The following is a 16,623-nucleotide window of genomic DNA, read 5'->3' as shown; positions in this document are numbered from 1 at the left end:
CAGGGTGATTCGATGAGCGACGCGTCCTTCGTCCATCTGCACAACCACACCGAGTACTCGATGCTCGACGGCATGGCGAAGGTGGCGCCGCTGTTCGCCGAGGCCGAGCGGCTCGGGATGCCCGCCGTCGGCATGACCGACCACGGCAACATGTACGGGGCCGCCGAGTTCTTCCGCCAGTCGCGCACCTCGGGAATCAAGCCGATCATCGGGATCGAGGCGTACGTCGCGCCGGAATCCCGGTTCTCCGGTAAGCGCGTGTTCTGGGGCGACCCGTCGCAGAAGTCCGACGACGTCTCCGGTTCCGGCGCCTACCTGCACCTGACCATGTTCGCGAGAAACGCGGTGGGCCTGCGCAATCTGTTCACGCTGTCGTCGCTGGCCTCGTTCGAGGGGCAGTTCGGCAAGTGGCCGCGCATGGACGCCGAGCTGATCGCCGAGCACGCCGAGGGCATCATGGCGACCACCGGCTGTCCGTCCGGCGAGGTCCAGACCCGATTGCGCCTGGGGCAGTTCGACGAGGCCTACGACGCGGCCGGGCGGTGGCGGGAGATCTTCGGTGCGGAGAACTTCTTCCTCGAGGTGATGGACCACGGATTGTCGATCGAGCGGCGGGTGCGCGCGGATCTGCTCGCGATCGGCGACAAGGTCGGCCTACCGCCGTTGGCCACCAACGACTGTCACTACGTGCTGCGGCAGCAGGCCGCCGCACACGAGGCGATGCTGTGCGTGCAGACCGGCAAGACCCTGTCCGATCCCACCCGCTTCCGGTTCGGCGGGGACGGCTACTACCTCAAGTCGGCCGCCGAGATGCGGGCGCTGTGGGACGGCGAGGTGCCCGGCGCCTGTGACGCCACGCTCGCGGTGGCCGAACGCGTCGAACCCTACGACGACATCTGGGAATTCCGGGATCGCATGCCCGTGTTCCCGGTCCCGGACGGGCACACCCAGGACAGCTGGCTGCGCCACGAGGTCGACGCGGGCCTGCGCTGGCGCTTCCCGGGCGGCGTGCCCGCGCGGTACCTGCGGCGGGCCGAGTACGAGCTGGACATCATCCGCGACAAGGGTTTTCCGGCCTACTTCCTGGTGGTGGGTGACCTGGTGGCGCACGCGCGCGAGGTGGGCATCCGGGTCGGGCCGGGGCGCGGCTCGGCCGCCGGGTCGCTGGTCGCCTACGCGCTCGCCATCACCAATATCGACCCGATCGAGCACGGCCTGCTGTTCGAACGGTTCCTCAACCCCGAGCGGCCCTCGGCGCCCGATATCGACATCGACTTCGACGACCGCCGCCGCGGCGAGATGATCCGCTACGCCACCGAACGCTGGGGCGCGGACAAGGTCGCTCAGGTCATCACGTTCGGCACCATCAAGACCAAGGCGGCGCTGAAGGATTCCGCGCGAGTGCATTTCGGCCAGCCCGGATTCGCCCTCGCCGACCGCATCACCAAGGCGCTGCCGCCCGCGGTGGCCGCCAAGGACATTCCGGTCGCCGGGATCACCGATCCCGCACACGAGCGCTACGGCGAGGCCGCGGCGGTCCGCGCCCTGCTCGACGCGGACCCGGACGTGCGCCGGATCTACGACACCGCGGTGGGTTTGGAGGGCATGGTGCGCGGCGCGGGCGTGCACGCCTGCGCGGTGATCCTGTCCAGCGAACCGCTGATGAACGTCGTCCCGCTGTGGAAACGGCCGCAGGACGGGGCGATCATCACCGGGTGGGACTATCCCTCCTGCGAGGCCATCGGCCTGCTCAAGATGGATTTCCTCGGCCTGCGCACCCTCACGGTGATCGGCGACTGCCTGGCGAATATCCGCGCCAACCGCGGCATCGAGATCGACCTCGACACCCTCGGGCTCGACGACGGCAAGACCTACGCCATGCTGGCCCGCGGCGACAATCTCGGTGTGTTCCAGATGGATTCGGCGGGCATGCGGGAGCTCCTGCTACGAATGGCGCCCACCGAATTCAACGACCTGGTGGCGTCCAACGCGCTGTACCGGCCGGGTCCGATGGGGGTCGGCGCGCACTGGGCCTACGCCGACCGCAAGAACGGCCGCGAGCCGGTCACCCCCATCCATCCCGACCTGGACGAGCCGTTGCGGGAGATCCTGGCCGAAACCTACGCGCTGATCGTCTATCAGGAGCAGATCATGCAACTCGCCCAGCGGGTGGCCGGGTACTCGCTGGGCCAGGCGGATCTGCTGCGCCGCGCGATGGGCAAGAAGAAGCCGGAGGTGCTGGCCCAGGAGTTCGAGAACTTCCGTAACGGCATGCGCGCCAACGGCTATCGCGACGAGGCGGTGACGGCGCTGTGGGACGCGGTGCTGCCCTTCGCCGGGTACGCCTACAACAAGTCGCACGCCGCCGGGTACAGCCTGGTCATGTACTGGACGGCCTATCTCAAGGCGAACTATCCCGCCGAGTTCATGGCGGCGCTGCTGACCTCGGTCGGCGACGACAAGGACAAGTCCGCGATCTACCTGTCCGACTGCCGCAAACGCGGCATCCGGGTACTGCCGCCGGACGTCAACGAGTCCGCCGCGACCTTCACCTGCGTCGGCTCCGACATCCGGTTCGGGCTGGGCGCGGTGCGCAATGTGGGCGAGCCGGTGGTCGAATCCATCGTGCGGGCGCGCGAATCCGGCGCGTTCACCAGTTTCTCCGACTACCTGGCCAGGACCGACGCCACCGCGTGCGCCAAGAAGGTGGTCGAATCGCTCATCAAGGCAGGCGGTTTCGATTCGCTGCGCCATCCGCGGCGGGGCCTGTATCTGGTGCACGGCGAGGCCGTGGACGCCGCGATGGGCACCAAGAAGGCCGCCGCGCGTGGGCAATTCGACCTGTTCTCCGGCGCCGTGGACGACACGGGCGACACCGCGGGGGTTTTCGAGGTGCCGGTACCCGATCGGGAGTGGGATACCCGGCAGCTGCTGGCATTCGAGCGGGAGATGCTGGGGCTCTACGTGTCCGGGCATCCGCTCGACGACGTGGCGCAGGCGCTCGCGGCGCGGCGCGACACCCCGATCGCCGCGGTGGTCGAGGGCCGGGTGGGGCACGGCCGGAAGGTCGTGGTCGGCGGGCTCGTCGCCGCCGTCGACCGCCGCGTCACCAAGAAGGGCGAGCCGTGGGCGATCGTGCGGCTGGAAGACCTGGAGGCGGCCGTGGAGATCCTGTTCTTCCCCGCGGCCTACGCGAGCGCGGCCACCGCCCTCACCGAGGACGCCGTGCTGCTCGTCACCGCGCACGTCAGCATCCGAGACGGCCGGATGTCGCTGCTCGGCGACCAGGTCACCGTGCCCGACCTGGGCGGGCTCGCGACGGCCGGAGCGATCACCGTGACCATCCCGGTTCCGGCCTGCACGCCCGCGGCCGTCCGCGGCCTGCGCGAGACGCTGCAGCAGCATCCCGGACCGACCGAGGTGCGAATTCGGTTGGTGGGCAGGAAGGGCCCGCAGTTGCTCGCGATCGACCCGCGCTACCGCGTACAGCCCTCCCCCGCGCTGATGGGCGAACTGAAGGCTCTCTTCGGCCCGGCCTGCCTCCAGTAGCGGACTGTCACCAGCCGCGCTCGGCGAGCCGGTGCGGCTCCGCGATCTCCTCGACATTGATGCCGACCATGGCCTCGCCCAGCCCGCGCGACACCTTGGCCAGCACGTCCGGGTCGTCGTAGAAGGTGGTGGCCTTCACGATCGCGGCGGCGCGCTGGGCCGGGTTGCCGGACTTGAAGATGCCGGAGCCGACGAACACGCCCTCCGCGCCGAGCTGCATCATCATGGCGGCGTCGGCCGGGGTGGCGATGCCGCCGGCGGTGAACAGCACGACCGGCAGCTTGCCGGTCTCGGCGACCTCGCGGACCAGCTCGTAGGGCGCCTGCAGCTCCTTGGCGGCCACGAACAGCTCGTCCTCCGGCAGCGACTGCAGGCGGCGCAGCTCCTGGCGGATCCGGCGCATGTGGGTGGTGGCGTTGGACACGTCACCGGTGCCGGCCTCGCCCTTGGAGCGAATCATGGCCGCGCCCTCGGTGATTCGGCGCAGCGCCTCGCCCAGGTTGGTGGCCCCGCACACGAACGGCACGGTGAACTGCCACTTGTCGATGTGGTGGGCGTAGTCCGCGGGGGTGAGCACCTCGGACTCGTCGATGTAGTCGACGCCGAGGCTCTGCAGCACCTGTGCCTCCACGAAGTGGCCGATCCGCGCCTTGGCCATCACGGGAATGGACACCGCGCCGATGATGCCGTCGATCAGATCCGGGTCGCTCATGCGCGCGACGCCGCCCTGCGCGCGGATGTCGGCGGGCACCCGCTCCAGCGCCATGACGGCCACCGCCCCGGCGTCCTCGGCGATCTTCGCCTGCTCCGCGGTGACGACGTCCATGATCACACCGCCCTTGAGCATCTCGGCCATGCCGCGCTTCACGCGGGCCGTGCCGGTCGTCGGGGTGGTTTCGGGCGTAGTCACGGCAAACTCCTGCTCATCGGGGTAATCGGGTCATACGGAATCGAACGACACGATTCTAGGCGGGCAGATCAGGCCACTAGATAGCCAGTCCGAGAGCACTGGACTGCTGACCACACCCGCACACCCGACGACCAGGAGTTCCCGCTACCTCGCCGCTACGGGACGAGCGCGATCAGATCGGGTTGATCACCAGTAACTGAGCCCAGTAGGTGGCGGCCTCGTTGCCCAGGTAGGGCAGCAGGAAGTCGTAGAGCAGATAGGACATCGGCATGCGGTAGTTCACCTCCAGGTACCTGGTTCGCCAGATTGCGCGCACGGCAAACCGACTCCGACCATAACCGAACATGACCTTCACCACAGAGCTTCGGAGCGGCGCCCGGCGTACCGGCCGCGGATATTCTCAGGCACGGCGGCGGGAACTATCGTGGGCAGGGTGGAATTCACGGAGATCGTCGTGGAGACCGATCGGCTCGACTTCCCGGCGCTCGCTGCCGGTGCCGGTCCGACCGTGGTGTGCTGGCACGGATTTCCCGATCATCCGGCGACATTCGCGCCGCTGGCCGAACATCTCGTCGCGGCGGGCCGAAGGGTGGTGGCGCCGTTCCTGCGCGGGCATCACCCCGCGACGGCGAACGCGCTGACCTATGCCGACGGCATCACGCTCGCCGCCGACGCCGCGGCCGTCGCCGCGGCTCTCGACTCCGACGGCGTCGACATGATCGGCCATGACATCGGCGCGGGCATGGTCGCGCGGGTCGCCGCCGCGTGGCCGCAGCGGCTCCGGCGCGGAGTCACCCTGGCCGTGCCGCCACCGGCCACCATGCGCGGCCTGTTCACCGATCCCGCGCAGCTGCGGCGGTTGTTCTACATGTGGCTGTTCCAGCTGTCCGGCGTCGCCGAAGCGGTGCTCGCCGCGAATCGCGACCTCATCGACTACCTGTGGTCGACATGGTCACCGGGCCTCGATCCCGGCGACCACCGCGAACGCGTCCATGCGCTGTACGGCGACCCCGCGACCATCGCGAACGTGCTGCGGATCTACCGCGCCAACTTCGATACCTCCCTGCACGACCCGCAACTGGCCGTGCTCGCCGCCACCACCGAGGCGCCGGCCGGCGTGCCGCTGCTCGTCCTGGCAGGCGCCGACGACGGCTGCATCACCGCCGAGCACTTCGACACCGCGCACGCCGGTCTGCACCCCGGCTCCCGGGTCGAAATCCTTTCCGGCGCCGGACATTTCCTGCACCTGGAGCGGCCGGACGCGGTGGCCCGGCTGGCGACGGAATGGTTCGACGCGGTGTGATCTCGCGGCGGCGGCCCGGGGATGACCGGCGCACTCAGCGAATCGACCGTACCTCCGGCTCGGCGTCGCTGCCCGCCACCGCGGCCGCCTCCGGCAGCAGCTGATCGAGGTGGTACGGGTACACCGTCTCCCCCATGGCATCCAATCTCACGATGTCCTCGGCGGTGCACCATTTGTTGTCGGTGACGCAACGTCGTTCCCACACCGTCGGATTCGCCGCGCGCGGCTCGAACGCCGTGGTGCGCGCGACGAAGAACAGTTCCTCCGAGCGGACCAGTTCCCCGTCGAACGGGAAGACCGCGACCCGCCGCCAGATCGGCCCGCGCAATGCCGTGGAGTCCAGCGCCCGGCCCGTCTCCTCCCACAGCTCCCGCACGGCGGCCGTGCGCAGCGTCTCCCCCGGCTCGATACCGCCGCCGACGGTGAACCAGAACGGCAGGTCGGGAGTCTTGGGGTCGTGGCCGCGCATGAGCAGCACCCGGTCCTGCTCGTCGAGCAGCACCACGCGCGCCGAGGTGCGCACCGTGTCCACCTCGAGCCCGGTGGTGGCCGCCGCCGTAACCCGTTCGGCGATCTCGAAATACGTGGGCAGCGGCGCGGTACCGCCCAGGTGCAGCAGCCGGACCGGACGGCGGGTGCGCAGCGCCAGGGTGTCGCGCACGGCGTCGTTGTGAAAGCGGCGCGCGATCAGCACGCGCGCCTCGGCGTCGGCCAGTTCGGCCACCAGTTGCGGGGGCAGCAGGGTGATGTCGATTCCGGTCAGCGCCGCGGCCAATTGGTTCTCCGCGGTCTCGCGGTCGGTCCAGTCGGCGCGCTCGGCGCGGTCGGCCAGGGCGTGCAGGCGCCGGGCCTGCTCGCCGACCGCGTCGGATCCGGCGGTGGCCAGCGCCAGCGCGACCGAGCGGGCCACCACCGCGCGCCGGGCCAGCGCCGCCTCCAGCGCGTGCCGGGCCTGATCCCCGCGCACGTGCAGGCGGTCCAGCCGGTTCGCCGTCGAGTACGCCCACACGCCGGCCGCCACGATCAGCGCGGCGATCAGCGCCAGGACCAGGATCGTCGTCGCGGAGAAGGTGATCATCCGGCGGTCCGCACCCGGATGTCGCCGACGGTCACCGTCTCGTACACCCGCAGGATCTGTTCGGCGACCACCGGCCAGTCGTATTCGCCCACAACCTGATTCGCGGCGCGGACCAGGCTCTCCCGGCGATCGGGCGCCCCCAGCAGCTCGTTGAGCGCCGCCGCCAGCCGCGCCGAGTCGCCGATCGGGACGAGCCGCCCCGCCGCGCCGTCGCGCAGCACCCGGCGGAAGGCGTCCAGTTCGCTCGCCACCACCGCGGTCCCGGCCGCCATCGCCTCCACCAGCACGATGCCGAAGCTCTCGCCGCCGAGGTTGGGCGCGCAGTACACCTCGGCGCTGCGCATCGCCGAGGCTTTCTCCGCGTCCGACACCTGCCCGAGGAATCGCAGGTGCCCGGCCAGCTCACCGGCCTCGCGCCGCAGCCGCTCCTCGTCACCGCGCCCGACGATCAGGATCTCGACGTCCGGGTGGCGGCGCACCAGGTCGGGCAGCGCCCCGAGCAGCACCGCCATACCCTTGCGCGGTTCGTCGTAGCGGCCCAGGAACAGCACCGTCCCGCCCGGGCGCGGATAACCGTCCAGCAGGGGGGCGTGCGCGAAGGCGGGGACGTCGACGCCGTTGGGTATCTCCACCGCGTCGCCGCCGAGCGCCTCCACCTGCCAGCGCCGCGCCAGCTCCGAGACCGCGATCCGGCCGCTGATCTTCTCGTGATAGGGGCGCAGCACGCCCTGAAAGGTGCTGAGCACCAAGGATTTCGTGGTCGAGGTGTGGAACGTCGCCACGATCGGGCCCTCGGCGATCTTCAACGCCAGCATCGACAGGCTCGGCGCGTTCGGCTCGTGGATGTGCAGGACGTCGAAGTCGTTGTCGGCGATCCAGCGGCGGATGCGGTTGTAGGCGGTGGGACCGAAGGACAGCCGTGCCACCGAGCCGTTGTAGGGAATGGCTACCGCCTTGCCCGCCGAGACGACGAAGTCGGGCAGCGGTGTGTCGTCGGCCGCCGGGGCCAGCACGCTGACCCGGTGCCCGCGCTCGATCAGCACCTCCGCCAGCTCCACGACATGGGACTGCACTCCACCCGGTACGTCGAACGAGTACGGGCAGACCATGCCGATTCTCATACCGCCTCGTCTCCCGCGGCCGTACCGTCGCGCGTGGTGACGGCCGCGCCCGCCGGACCGCCCGCGCCGCGTTCCGCCTGAACCGCGGCGATCCGGGCACGACGGGCCTCGGACAGGTCCGCCTCCCACATCGGCTGCAGCATGTGCCAGTCGGCGGGATGCTGGGCGATATGCGCCGCGAACCAGTCCGCCATGGCCTGGGTAGCCGGGCCCACGCCGCGCGAAACATCCAGCGGGGCATCGGTCTTCAGGCCCCACCCCTCGTTTCCGGCGGCGTCGACGGTGTACCAGGCGTGCACGGGCAGCATCGCGGCGCCGGTCTCGATCGCCAGTTTCGCCGCGCCGGCGGGCATCCAGGTGCGTTCGCCGAAGAAGGTGACCGGCACGCCCTTGCCGGTGAGGTCACGCTCGCCCATCAGGCAGACGATCCCGTTCTGCCGCAGCCGTTCGGCCAGCTGCGGGAACGGCGGCTGGGTTCCGCCGGTGTGCGGGAACACCTCGAAGCCCAGACTTTCCCGATAGGCGACGAACCGTTCGAACAGCGACTCCGGTCGCAGCCGTTCGGTCACCGTGGAGAAGGTGCCGTAGTGCTGGACCAGCCACACCCCCGCCATGTCCCAGTTCCCCGAGTGCGGCAGCACCAGCACCACGCCGCGGCCGCGCGCCAGGGCCGCGTCCACATGCTCGATCCCGCTCGGGGTCGGCATCAGCGGCGATTCCGCCAGTGTCGCGTGATCCAGGGTCGGCAGCCGGAACGCCTCGCGCCAGTAGCGGGCGTAGGATCGCATGCTGTCGCGGACCAGGTCGTCGGGCACGGCCATCGGGTCGACGCCGAGTACGCGGGAAAGATTGCGCCGCAACTGGTTCGGCGTACCGCTGCGATGCGAGGCGCGGTTCGCGCGCCGCCCGGCCCAGTCGCCCCCGGCGTCGAACAGGCGGCGCGCGGTGCGCTCGGGCAGGCCGCGGACCAGCCCCCACCCGGCCGCGTACGCCCGATCGGTCAGCGCGGACTTGATATCGCTCATCCTGATGCCTCTATACCGTCGGGGCCGCCGCCCACGCGATGCGCGCGTTCACCGGCCCTCCCCCTGCGCCCGCCCCGGCATGGCGATCACGTCGCGGGCGCCGGCGGAATTGCGCACGGCCAGCACCCGCTGGAACACCGTGACGACGCTCAGCACGGCCAGCACGTACATCGCGAGATAGACCGCGTAGGACAGCCATTCGATGTTCCAATACCCGCCGATGCCGCTGAAGCCCGCACCGACGAGCACGATGACGAGGCGGTCCGGCCGCTCGATCAGCCCGCCGTCGGCCGAGAGCCCGCTGGCCTCCGCGCGCGCCTTGGCGTACGAGATCACCTGCGAGGTCACCAGCACCACCAGGGTGGCGACGAACAGGTGCTTGCTGTGCGCGTGGTAGACCGACCACCAGGCCAGCGCGCCGAAGACCGCGCCGTCGGCGATCCGGTCGCAGGTGGCATCCAGCACCGCACCGTATTTCGTGCCGCCGCCGCGCGCCCGCGCCATCGCCCCGTCGAGCATGTCGAACATGACGAAGAACCAGATCACCATCGTGCCCCAGAACAGATGTCCGGTGGGGAACAACGTCAGCGACGCCACGATCGAGGCCGTGGTGCCGATCAGCGTGACCGCGTCGGGCGTGAGGCCGGTACTCACCAGCGCCTTGCCCAGCGGCGCAGTCGCTTTGGCGAATGTCTCACGACCGAAGAAGCTGAGCACGCTACTCGACGTCCTTCCACATACCGGCCAGCAGAGCCCTGGTCTCCCGTAACAGTTGCGGCATCACCTTCACTCCGCCGACGACGGTGATGAAGTTCGCGTCCCCGCCCCAGCGCGGGACGATGTGCTGGTGCAGGTGGTCGGCGAGCGAACCGCCCGCCACGCCACCGAGATTCAGGCCGACGTTGAATCCCTCCGGCCGCGACACCTGCTTCATCACCCGGATCGCCCGCTGCGTGAACGCCATCAACTCGGCGCTCTCCTCGGCCGTGAGGTCCTCGAGGTTGGCGACCCGGCGGTAGGGCACCACCATCATGTGGCCGGGGTTGTACGGGTACAGGTTGAGCACCGCGTACACCCATTCGCCGCGCGCGATGACCAGGCCGTCCTCGTCGGACATCTTCGGGATCTCGGTGAACGGGTGGCCCGAACTCGCGGGCGCGGCGCCCGCGTCGGACTTGCGCGCGTCCCGGTCGGCCACGGCCCCGGTGATGTAGGACATCCGGTAGGGCGTCCACAGCCGCTGCAGGCGGTCCGGCTCACCCGCGCCGGTATCCACGATCGGCTCCGGGCGGGCCGAATCCTGGTGCGATGCAGCCTCGTCCACGGTTCGCTCACTCATTCCCACCGGTCCGGATCTCGAATCCCGCCGCCGTCGGCGACGCGTTCTCGCGGCGGCGGACCCAATCCACCACGGTGGCCACGGCATCGGCGACCGGCACCCCGTTCACGGTGGTGCCGTCGCGGAACCGGAAGCTCACCGCCCCCGCGTTCACGTCACGCTCGCCCGCCACCAGCATGAACGGGACCTTCTGGGCGGTGTGGTTGAAGATCTTCTTCTGCATCCGGTCATCGCTGCCGTCCACCTCGGCGCGCACGCCCGCGGCGCGCAGCCGCGCCACGACGTCCTCGAGGTGCGGCACGAACGCGTCCGCCACCGGGATGCCGACCGCCTGCACCGGCGACAGCCACGCCGGGAACGCCCCGGCGTAGTGCTCGGTGAGCACGCCGAAGAACCGCTCGATCGAGCCGAACAGGGCGCGGTGGATCATGACGGGCCGCTTCTTGGTGCCGTCGGAGGCGGTGTATTCCAGCTCGAACAGCTCCGGCTCGAAGAAATCCAGCTGGATCGTCGACATCTGCCAGTTGCGGCCCAGCGCGTCCTTGGTCTGCACCGAGATCTTCGGGCCGTAGAACGCGGCCCCGCCCGGGTCCGGAACCAGTTGCAGCCCCGAGGCTTCCGCGACCTGGGCCAGGGTGGCGGTGGCCTCGTCCCACAGCTCGTCGGAGCCGACGTACTTCTTCGGGTCCTTGGTCGACAGCTCGAGGTAGAAGTCGTCGAGGCCGTAGTCCTTCAGCAGGTCGAGCACGAACCGGAGGATGCTGGTGAGCTCCTCGACCACCTGCTCCTGGGTGCAGTAGATGTGCGAGTCGTCCTGGGTCATGCCGCGCACCCGGGTCAGGCCGTGGATCACGCCGGACTTCTCGTACCGGTACACCGAGCCGAATTCGAACATCCGCAGCGGCAGCTCCCGATACGACCGGCCGCGCGACCGGAAGATCAGGTTGTGCATCGGGCAGTTCATCGGCTTGACGTAGTAGTCCTGGCCGGGTTTGCGGACGGTGCCGTCCTCGTTGTACTCCGCGTCCAGGTGCATGGGCGGGAACATGCCGTCGGCGTACCAGTCCAGGTGCTTGGACACCTCGAACAGGTGGGCCTTGGTCAGGTGCGGGGTGTTGACGAATTCGTAGCCCGCCTCGACGTGCCGCCGCCGCGAGTAGTCCTCCAGCTCCTTGCGGATGATGCCGCCCTTGGGGTGGAACACCGGCAGGCCCGAGCCCAGCTCGTCGGGGAAGGAGAACAGGTCCAGTTCCAGGCCGAGCTTGCGGTGGTCGCGCTTCTCGGCCTCCGCCAGCAGATGCAGGTGGGCGTCGAGGGCCTCCTGCGACTCCCATGCGGTGCCGTAGATGCGCTGCAGGTCCTCCCGGTTCTGGTCGCCGCGCCAGTAGGCGGCCGAGCTGCGGGTCAGTTTGAACGCCGGGATGAACTTGGTGGTCGGGATGTGCGGGCCGCGGCACAGGTCGCCCCACACCCTCTCGCCGGTGCGGGGGTCGAGGTTGTCGTAGATGGTCAGCTCGTTCGGTGCGACGTCACTACCGCCGACTTCCATGATTTCCGGGTCGTCGATACCGGACTTGTCGCCGATCAGCTCCAGCTTGAAAGGCTCCTTGGCCAGTTCGACCCGCGCCTCCTCGACCTCGACCACCCGGCGCGAAAACCGCTGCGCGCCTTTGACGATCTTCTTCATCCGCGATTCCAGCTTGGCCAGATCCTCGGGGGTGAAGGGGCGGTCCACCTGGAAGTCGTAGTAGAAGCCGTCCTTGATGGGCGGGCCGATGCCCAGCTTGGCCTCCGGGAACTCCTGCTGCACCGCCTGCGCCAGCACGTGCGCGGCCGAGTGCCGGATCACGCTGCGGCCGTCCTCGGTGTCGGCGGCGACCGCCTCGACCTCGACGTCCGCGTCGGGGGTCCAGGACAGGTCCTTGAGGTTGCCCTCGCTGTCGCGCACGACGACAACGGTTTCGGGGCCCTTGGTGGGCAGGCCCGCCTCGCGCACCGCGGCGCCCGCCGTCGTCCCGGCCGGCACCCGAACGAGGGCGGTCGGGGTGGTGCGGGCTGAGGTGGTCACGGCTGCGCTCTCCTAGAGGTTCGGGCGGGCGGGCTGCCCGCGGTGGTGGGGTGCGGGACACGCACAGTGTCCGGCGCGACCATGCTATCGGGAGTATCCCGCGCCCGTGCCGATGGACCGGCCTGTCGCGCGGCGCCGGGACCACCGCTGCGGCTACCGGGCGCCCCCGCCCGACCAGTGTGTCCTGTGGCGGGTGCTCGGCGCGACCGCATTCTCGGTCAGGTCCCGGCCGCCACCTGCCGTAGCAGCGTCTCACGCTCGGCGGCGGGGCGTTTGGGGCAGGAGGTGCACATCTGGCAGCCCGGCACCTCGAATACCAGGCAGCAGGAGATGCGGCGGACGAAGGTGCGCGGCCCGACGTCGGTGAATCGCGGCACGGGCAGGCGTCCGGCCACCTCGCGGGCCAGCCGTGCCCCGGCCTCGGCGTCCCCGGCGTCGAGGGCCCGGTTGCCGATGGCATCGGCGACGATCGCCCACAGCGCGGCGACACCCGCACCCGAGACCTCGGCGACGGCGGGGATGATGTGCCCCAACGTGTTTCGCAGGGCGGGACCGACGGCCGCCGGGTCGCTCGCGCGCTCGGCGCCGTCCGCGACGAATACGCGTTCCACGCCGCCGTCGGGACGGATCTCGCACAGGAGGTGCTCGAGTTCGGGCGGGGTGACCGCGCGGCCCTCGGCGTAGGCGGTGGCGATCGGGTCCACCAGGGAGGAGGCGGCCATGCACCACCACAGGGTGCCCGCGACGCGGGAATTGCCCGTGCCCCAGGAGATTCCCATGTCGGCGATGCGCTCGCTCAACCACTGCGGTCTGGTCAGCGTCGGGCCCGGTACCACCGCACCGCGCGCCGCCGCCACCGATTCCGCGACCATGTCCATCCGACTCCGTTCCCGCCGATTCGACCGAACTCTCAGAACAGTGGGCTGTGCAACCAGTCCCAGTCGAGCCCGAACCAGCCGCCGACCCAGCCGAACGTGCCCAGCACCCACAGCGTCACCAGTACCACCGCCAGGGTCAGCAGCGCTCCGAGCGCCTTCACCACGAGGCCCTGCCCGGCGTACCAGTCCATGACCCGGCGGTAGCGCTCCCGCGTCCATTCCAGCAGCCGGTGCGCCCAGACGAATTCGGTCGCCAGAATGCCCAGCCCCGCGAACACGATCAGCCAGCCCGGCCCCGGGTACGGAATGGCGACGATCCCGGCCGCCAGCACCGCGACCCCAAGCACCCCGACCACGATCCGATACACGAGGTTGAGCGTCGGCCGTTCGGCGACCGACGCACGCCAGCGATTGAACTCGGAAACCACGATCACCACCCTACGGACCTCTCCCCACCACGCCCATGATCACCACCCGCGCGCCGCGCGAACCTGGGCACCCGCTCCGCCCCACCGGCGGCCGTAGCGGGTATGAGACGCACACGCTCCGCGCCACCGGCGGCGTTAGCGGCCGTGAGACGCACACGCTCTGCCGCACCGGCGGCGTTAGCGGGTGTAAGACGCACACGCTCCGCCCCACCGGCGGCCGTAGCGGGTGTGACGCATACGCTCCGCCCCACCGGCGGCGGAAGCGGGTGGTAGACGCACACGCTCCGCCCCACCAGCGGCGGCGGGTGGTGGGCGCACACGCTCCGCCGCAGCGGCGGCGTCAGCGGGGACGCACAAGGCCCCGCCCACGGGCTCGGCATCGTCGGCGAGCCCGTGGGCGGGGCGGTTGTGGTGGACGGTCAGACCGTGACCGGTGCGGTGGGCTGGTCCACGATGTCGCTGATGCCCTCCGCGGTGACCTCCAGGACGTTGGCCGTGGAGATGTCGAAGAACAATCCCGACACCGTGAGGCCGCGCTCGGCGATCGCCCGGCGGATCACCGGGTGGGCCTGCAGGGTCTGCAGCTGTACCGCGACGTTCACCATGCTCAGCTGGGCGGGCTCGTCGTAACCGGCCGCCGCGGCGGCGGCCCGCACCGGATGACCGCCCCGGTAGGTCTCCAGGCTGGGCAGGCCGTGGGCCAGCCAGTTGTCCAGCCCCGGTCCGGCCGAGGCGCCGGACAGCAGCGCCTTCATGGCGCCGCATGACGAGTGTCCGCACACGACCACATTGCGAACCTGCAAATTGTCCACCGCGAACGCGATGGCCGCCTCCAGCGAGGTGTCCGAACTGTCGGCGGGGATGAGGTTGCCGACGTTGCGGACGGTGAACAGGTCGCCGGGGCCGCTGTTGGTGATCACGTTGGGCACGATCCGGGAGTCGGCGCAGGTGAGGAACAGCGAGTGCGGGTCCTGCCGATCCCGTAACTCGTCCAGGTGCGGCCGCACCACGTGGGCATGGCTGCGGTGGTAGGCGGCCACACCGGCCGCCACCGGATTGTCGGACCGCTCCTGCCACGGGCCCAGCACCTCGTCGAGCAGGCCGCGAGCCTGGCCGCGCTTGGGCGGCCCGGCCGTCGCGTGCGCCATCCGTGCCGTGCCGATTTCCACGAATTCGACGTTGCCGCCGGTGTTTTCGTGTTGGCGGGCCCAGTCGTGGATGGCTTCGTAGGCGGCGTGGTCGAGGAAGTCGACGGTGAGTTCGACCAGGACGTCGGTGCCGGTGGGGACCTTGGCGAGTTCCTTGGTCAGTTTCGGCAGTGCGAGGAAGGTGCAGGTGCCGTCGATACTGACGATCCACCGCTCGGTGCCGGTGACCGGGGCGGCGTGTACCGATACTTTCACCACCCGCCACAGCAGCAGCACGAACGCCAGCGCCAACCCGATCAGCACGCCCTCGAGCAGGTTCAGCAACACCACCGCGGCGATGGTGACCGCATACACCGCCAGGTCCCCGGTGCGGCGCGCGAGCCGGATATGAGCCAGTTTCACCAACTGGACACCGACCACGATCAGCAATCCCGCCAGCGCCGACTTCGGGATCTGCTGCACCACCCCGACCAGCGCGACGGAGAACACCAGGATCCACACCCCGTGCAGAAACGCCGACGCCTTGGACCGCGCACCCGCGGCGACATTGGTCGAACTCCGCACGATCACCCCGGTCACCGGCAACCCGCCCAGCAACCCCGAGGTCATGTTCGCCGCCCCCTGCGCCATCAACTCCCGATCGAAATTGGTGCGCTTACCGGTGTGCAGCTTGTCCACCGCCACCGCCGACAGCAACGACTCCACACTGGCGATCAACGCGATGGTCAGCACCGCCAGCACCACCGCACCCCAGTCCCCCTCGGGCATCCCCGGCAACCCGATCGCGTCGAACAACGACCCCTCGATCACGATCCGCACCGGCTCACCCGGCAACACCAGCGACAACACCGTCCCGGCCAGCACCGCGACCAACGGCCCGGGAACGATCTTCACCCGCGCCGGCACCCACCGCCACGCCACGATGATCGCGATCACGATCACCCCGGCCACCACATCCGCGCCGTGCAGATGCAGCAACTGCCACGGCAACTCCGTCACGTTCTCCCACGCCGAACTACGCGAGGACCCACCCAGCAGCACATGCACCTGCTGCAACGCGATCGTCACCCCGATACCGGCCAGCATCGCGTGCACCACCACCGGCGCGATCGCCAACGCCGCCCGCGCGATCCGCGACAACCCGAACACCACCTGCAGCAACCCCGCCGCCACCGTGATGAAACACGTTGTCTTCCACCCGAACTGGTGAATGGTCTCCGCGACCACCACCGTCAACCCCGCAGCCGGACCGGACACCTGCAACGGCGCCCCACCCAGCACCCCCACCACGATCCCGCCCACCGCGGCCGCGATCAACCCCGCCGCGATCGGCGCATCCGACGCGATAGCGATACCCAGCGACAACGGCAGGGCCACCAAGAACACCACAATCGACGCAGGCAGATCATGGCGAGAAACAGAAGACAAACGATCAGACCACGATCTCTCCGGCGAGATCTCCGATCTGGGGGACGTGTCGGTGTCGGTGGACATATTGCTCCTTCACCAGGCCGGCGTCGCCGGTCCGGTCGGTCGAACATGTTCTCCAGGCATCGAAAGCAGCTGCGGGACCACGTTGTCCGGCAGTCGCCCGGAAGTAAGGCGAGATTAATAGTAAAGACTAAGCAAAGCCTGAGAAAAGGATATTTAGCTGGGGACACTTCCGCATCTCGAGGTGACCGCCCTCACATCTCGCCCGGAAAGCGGCAACGCCCCGGGTGCTCACCCCGGGGCGTTGCCCGACCTACCGTCCCGGCCGTCGCCCGCGGCCGGGTT

Annotated in this window: 13 protein-coding genes; 2 read left to right on the top strand and 11 right to left on the bottom strand. The window is 69.8% G+C overall.

The annotated features are described in order from the left end of the window. Positions 1-12 precede the first annotated feature (12 nt). Entirely contained in the window at positions 13-3,549 is a 3,537-nt protein-coding gene (gene dnaE / locus NWFMUON74_RS14425) for a DNA polymerase III subunit alpha (protein WP_187688301.1), read from the top strand. Positions 3,550-3,556: 7 nt separating this feature from the next. On the opposite strand, the gene pdxS is transcribed toward dnaE, so the two are convergent. Then, the gene (gene pdxS / locus NWFMUON74_RS14420; protein WP_187688300.1) at positions 3,557-4,459 is read right to left on the bottom strand and encodes a pyridoxal 5'-phosphate synthase lyase subunit PdxS; all 903 of its coding nucleotides are present in this window, start codon (positions 4,457-4,459) and stop codon (positions 3,557-3,559) included. Between the two features lie 172 nt (positions 4,460-4,631). Further along, the gene (locus tag NWFMUON74_RS14415) at positions 4,632-4,775 is read right to left on the bottom strand and encodes a hypothetical protein (protein WP_187689631.1); all 144 of its coding nucleotides are present in this window, start codon (positions 4,773-4,775) and stop codon (positions 4,632-4,634) included. A 117-nt stretch (positions 4,776-4,892) separates the two neighbouring features. Between NWFMUON74_RS14415 and NWFMUON74_RS14410 the strand changes: the two genes are divergently transcribed. Next, complete coding sequence (locus NWFMUON74_RS14410) at positions 4,893-5,762, top strand: alpha/beta fold hydrolase (protein WP_187688299.1); 870 nt, start codon at positions 4,893-4,895, stop codon at positions 5,760-5,762. A gap of 34 nt (positions 5,763-5,796) precedes the next feature. On the opposite strand, the gene NWFMUON74_RS14405 is transcribed toward NWFMUON74_RS14410, so the two are convergent. The 9 genes from NWFMUON74_RS14405 to NWFMUON74_RS14365 all read right to left on the bottom strand — a co-directional run bounded on the left by NWFMUON74_RS14405 (position 5,797) and on the right by NWFMUON74_RS14365 (position 16,341). After that, a complete protein-coding gene (locus NWFMUON74_RS14405; RefSeq protein ID WP_187689156.1) occupies positions 5,797-6,837 on the bottom strand; it encodes an NUDIX hydrolase in 1,041 nt (346 codons plus the stop codon). Beyond that, positions 6,837-7,961 (bottom strand): glycosyltransferase family 4 protein, encoded by a 1,125-nt coding sequence (locus NWFMUON74_RS14400; RefSeq protein WP_187688298.1) that lies wholly within the window; start codon positions 7,959-7,961, stop codon positions 6,837-6,839. Before NWFMUON74_RS14400 ends, NWFMUON74_RS14405 begins: the two co-directional genes overlap by 1 nt. After that, positions 7,958-8,986 (bottom strand): phosphatidylinositol mannoside acyltransferase, encoded by a 1,029-nt coding sequence (locus tag NWFMUON74_RS14395; RefSeq protein WP_187688297.1) that lies wholly within the window; start codon positions 8,984-8,986, stop codon positions 7,958-7,960. Before NWFMUON74_RS14395 ends, NWFMUON74_RS14400 begins: the two co-directional genes overlap by 4 nt. Before the next feature lie 48 nt (positions 8,987-9,034). Beyond that, positions 9,035-9,703 (bottom strand): phosphatidylinositol phosphate synthase, encoded by a 669-nt coding sequence (gene pgsA / locus NWFMUON74_RS14390; protein WP_187688296.1) that lies wholly within the window; start codon positions 9,701-9,703, stop codon positions 9,035-9,037. A gap of 1 nt (position 9,704) precedes the next feature. Continuing rightward, a complete protein-coding gene (locus tag NWFMUON74_RS14385) occupies positions 9,705-10,325 on the bottom strand; it encodes an ATP adenylyltransferase (protein WP_187688295.1) in 621 nt (206 codons plus the stop codon). After that, a complete protein-coding gene (gene thrS, locus NWFMUON74_RS14380; protein WP_187688294.1) occupies positions 10,318-12,393 on the bottom strand; it encodes a threonine--tRNA ligase in 2,076 nt (691 codons plus the stop codon). Before thrS ends, NWFMUON74_RS14385 begins: the two co-directional genes overlap by 8 nt. A 218-nt stretch (positions 12,394-12,611) precedes the next feature. Continuing rightward, positions 12,612-13,271 (bottom strand): (2Fe-2S)-binding protein, encoded by a 660-nt coding sequence (locus tag NWFMUON74_RS14375; protein ID WP_232111018.1) that lies wholly within the window; start codon positions 13,269-13,271, stop codon positions 12,612-12,614. A gap of 32 nt (positions 13,272-13,303) precedes the next feature. Beyond that, the gene (locus NWFMUON74_RS14370) at positions 13,304-13,699 is read right to left on the bottom strand and encodes a TIGR02611 family protein (RefSeq protein ID WP_342212947.1); all 396 of its coding nucleotides are present in this window, start codon (positions 13,697-13,699) and stop codon (positions 13,304-13,306) included. Positions 13,700-14,118: 419 nt separating this feature from the next. Continuing rightward, positions 14,119-16,341, bottom strand: coding sequence for a SulP family inorganic anion transporter (locus NWFMUON74_RS14365; RefSeq protein WP_187688292.1), 2,223 nt, complete (start codon positions 16,339-16,341; stop codon positions 14,119-14,121). Positions 16,342-16,623 lie beyond the last annotated feature (282 nt).

This window comes from Nocardia wallacei, assembly GCF_014466955.1.
GTDB lineage: Bacteria > Actinomycetota > Actinomycetes > Mycobacteriales > Mycobacteriaceae > Nocardia > Nocardia wallacei.
The sequence above is the reverse complement of the archived record's forward strand: the minus strand, read 5'-3'. Positions and strand labels throughout refer to the sequence as shown.

Coding starts and splice junctions, on each gene's coding strand:
- dnaE (WP_187688301.1), top strand. CDS start 13: ATGAGCGACGCGTCCTTCGTCCATCTGCACAACCACACCGAGTACTCG.
- NWFMUON74_RS14395 (WP_187688297.1), bottom strand. CDS start 8,986: ATGAGCGATATCAAGTCCGCGCTGACCGATCGGGCGTACGCGGCCGGG.
- NWFMUON74_RS14385 (WP_187688295.1), bottom strand. CDS start 10,325: ATGAGTGAGCGAACCGTGGACGAGGCTGCATCGCACCAGGATTCGGCC.
- NWFMUON74_RS14400 (WP_187688298.1), bottom strand. CDS start 7,961: ATGAGAATCGGCATGGTCTGCCCGTACTCGTTCGACGTACCGGGTGGA.
- NWFMUON74_RS14365 (WP_187688292.1), bottom strand. CDS start 16,341: ATGTCCACCGACACCGACACGTCCCCCAGATCGGAGATCTCGCCGGAG.
- NWFMUON74_RS14375 (WP_232111018.1), bottom strand. CDS start 13,271: ATGGACATGGTCGCGGAATCGGTGGCGGCGGCGCGCGGTGCGGTGGTA.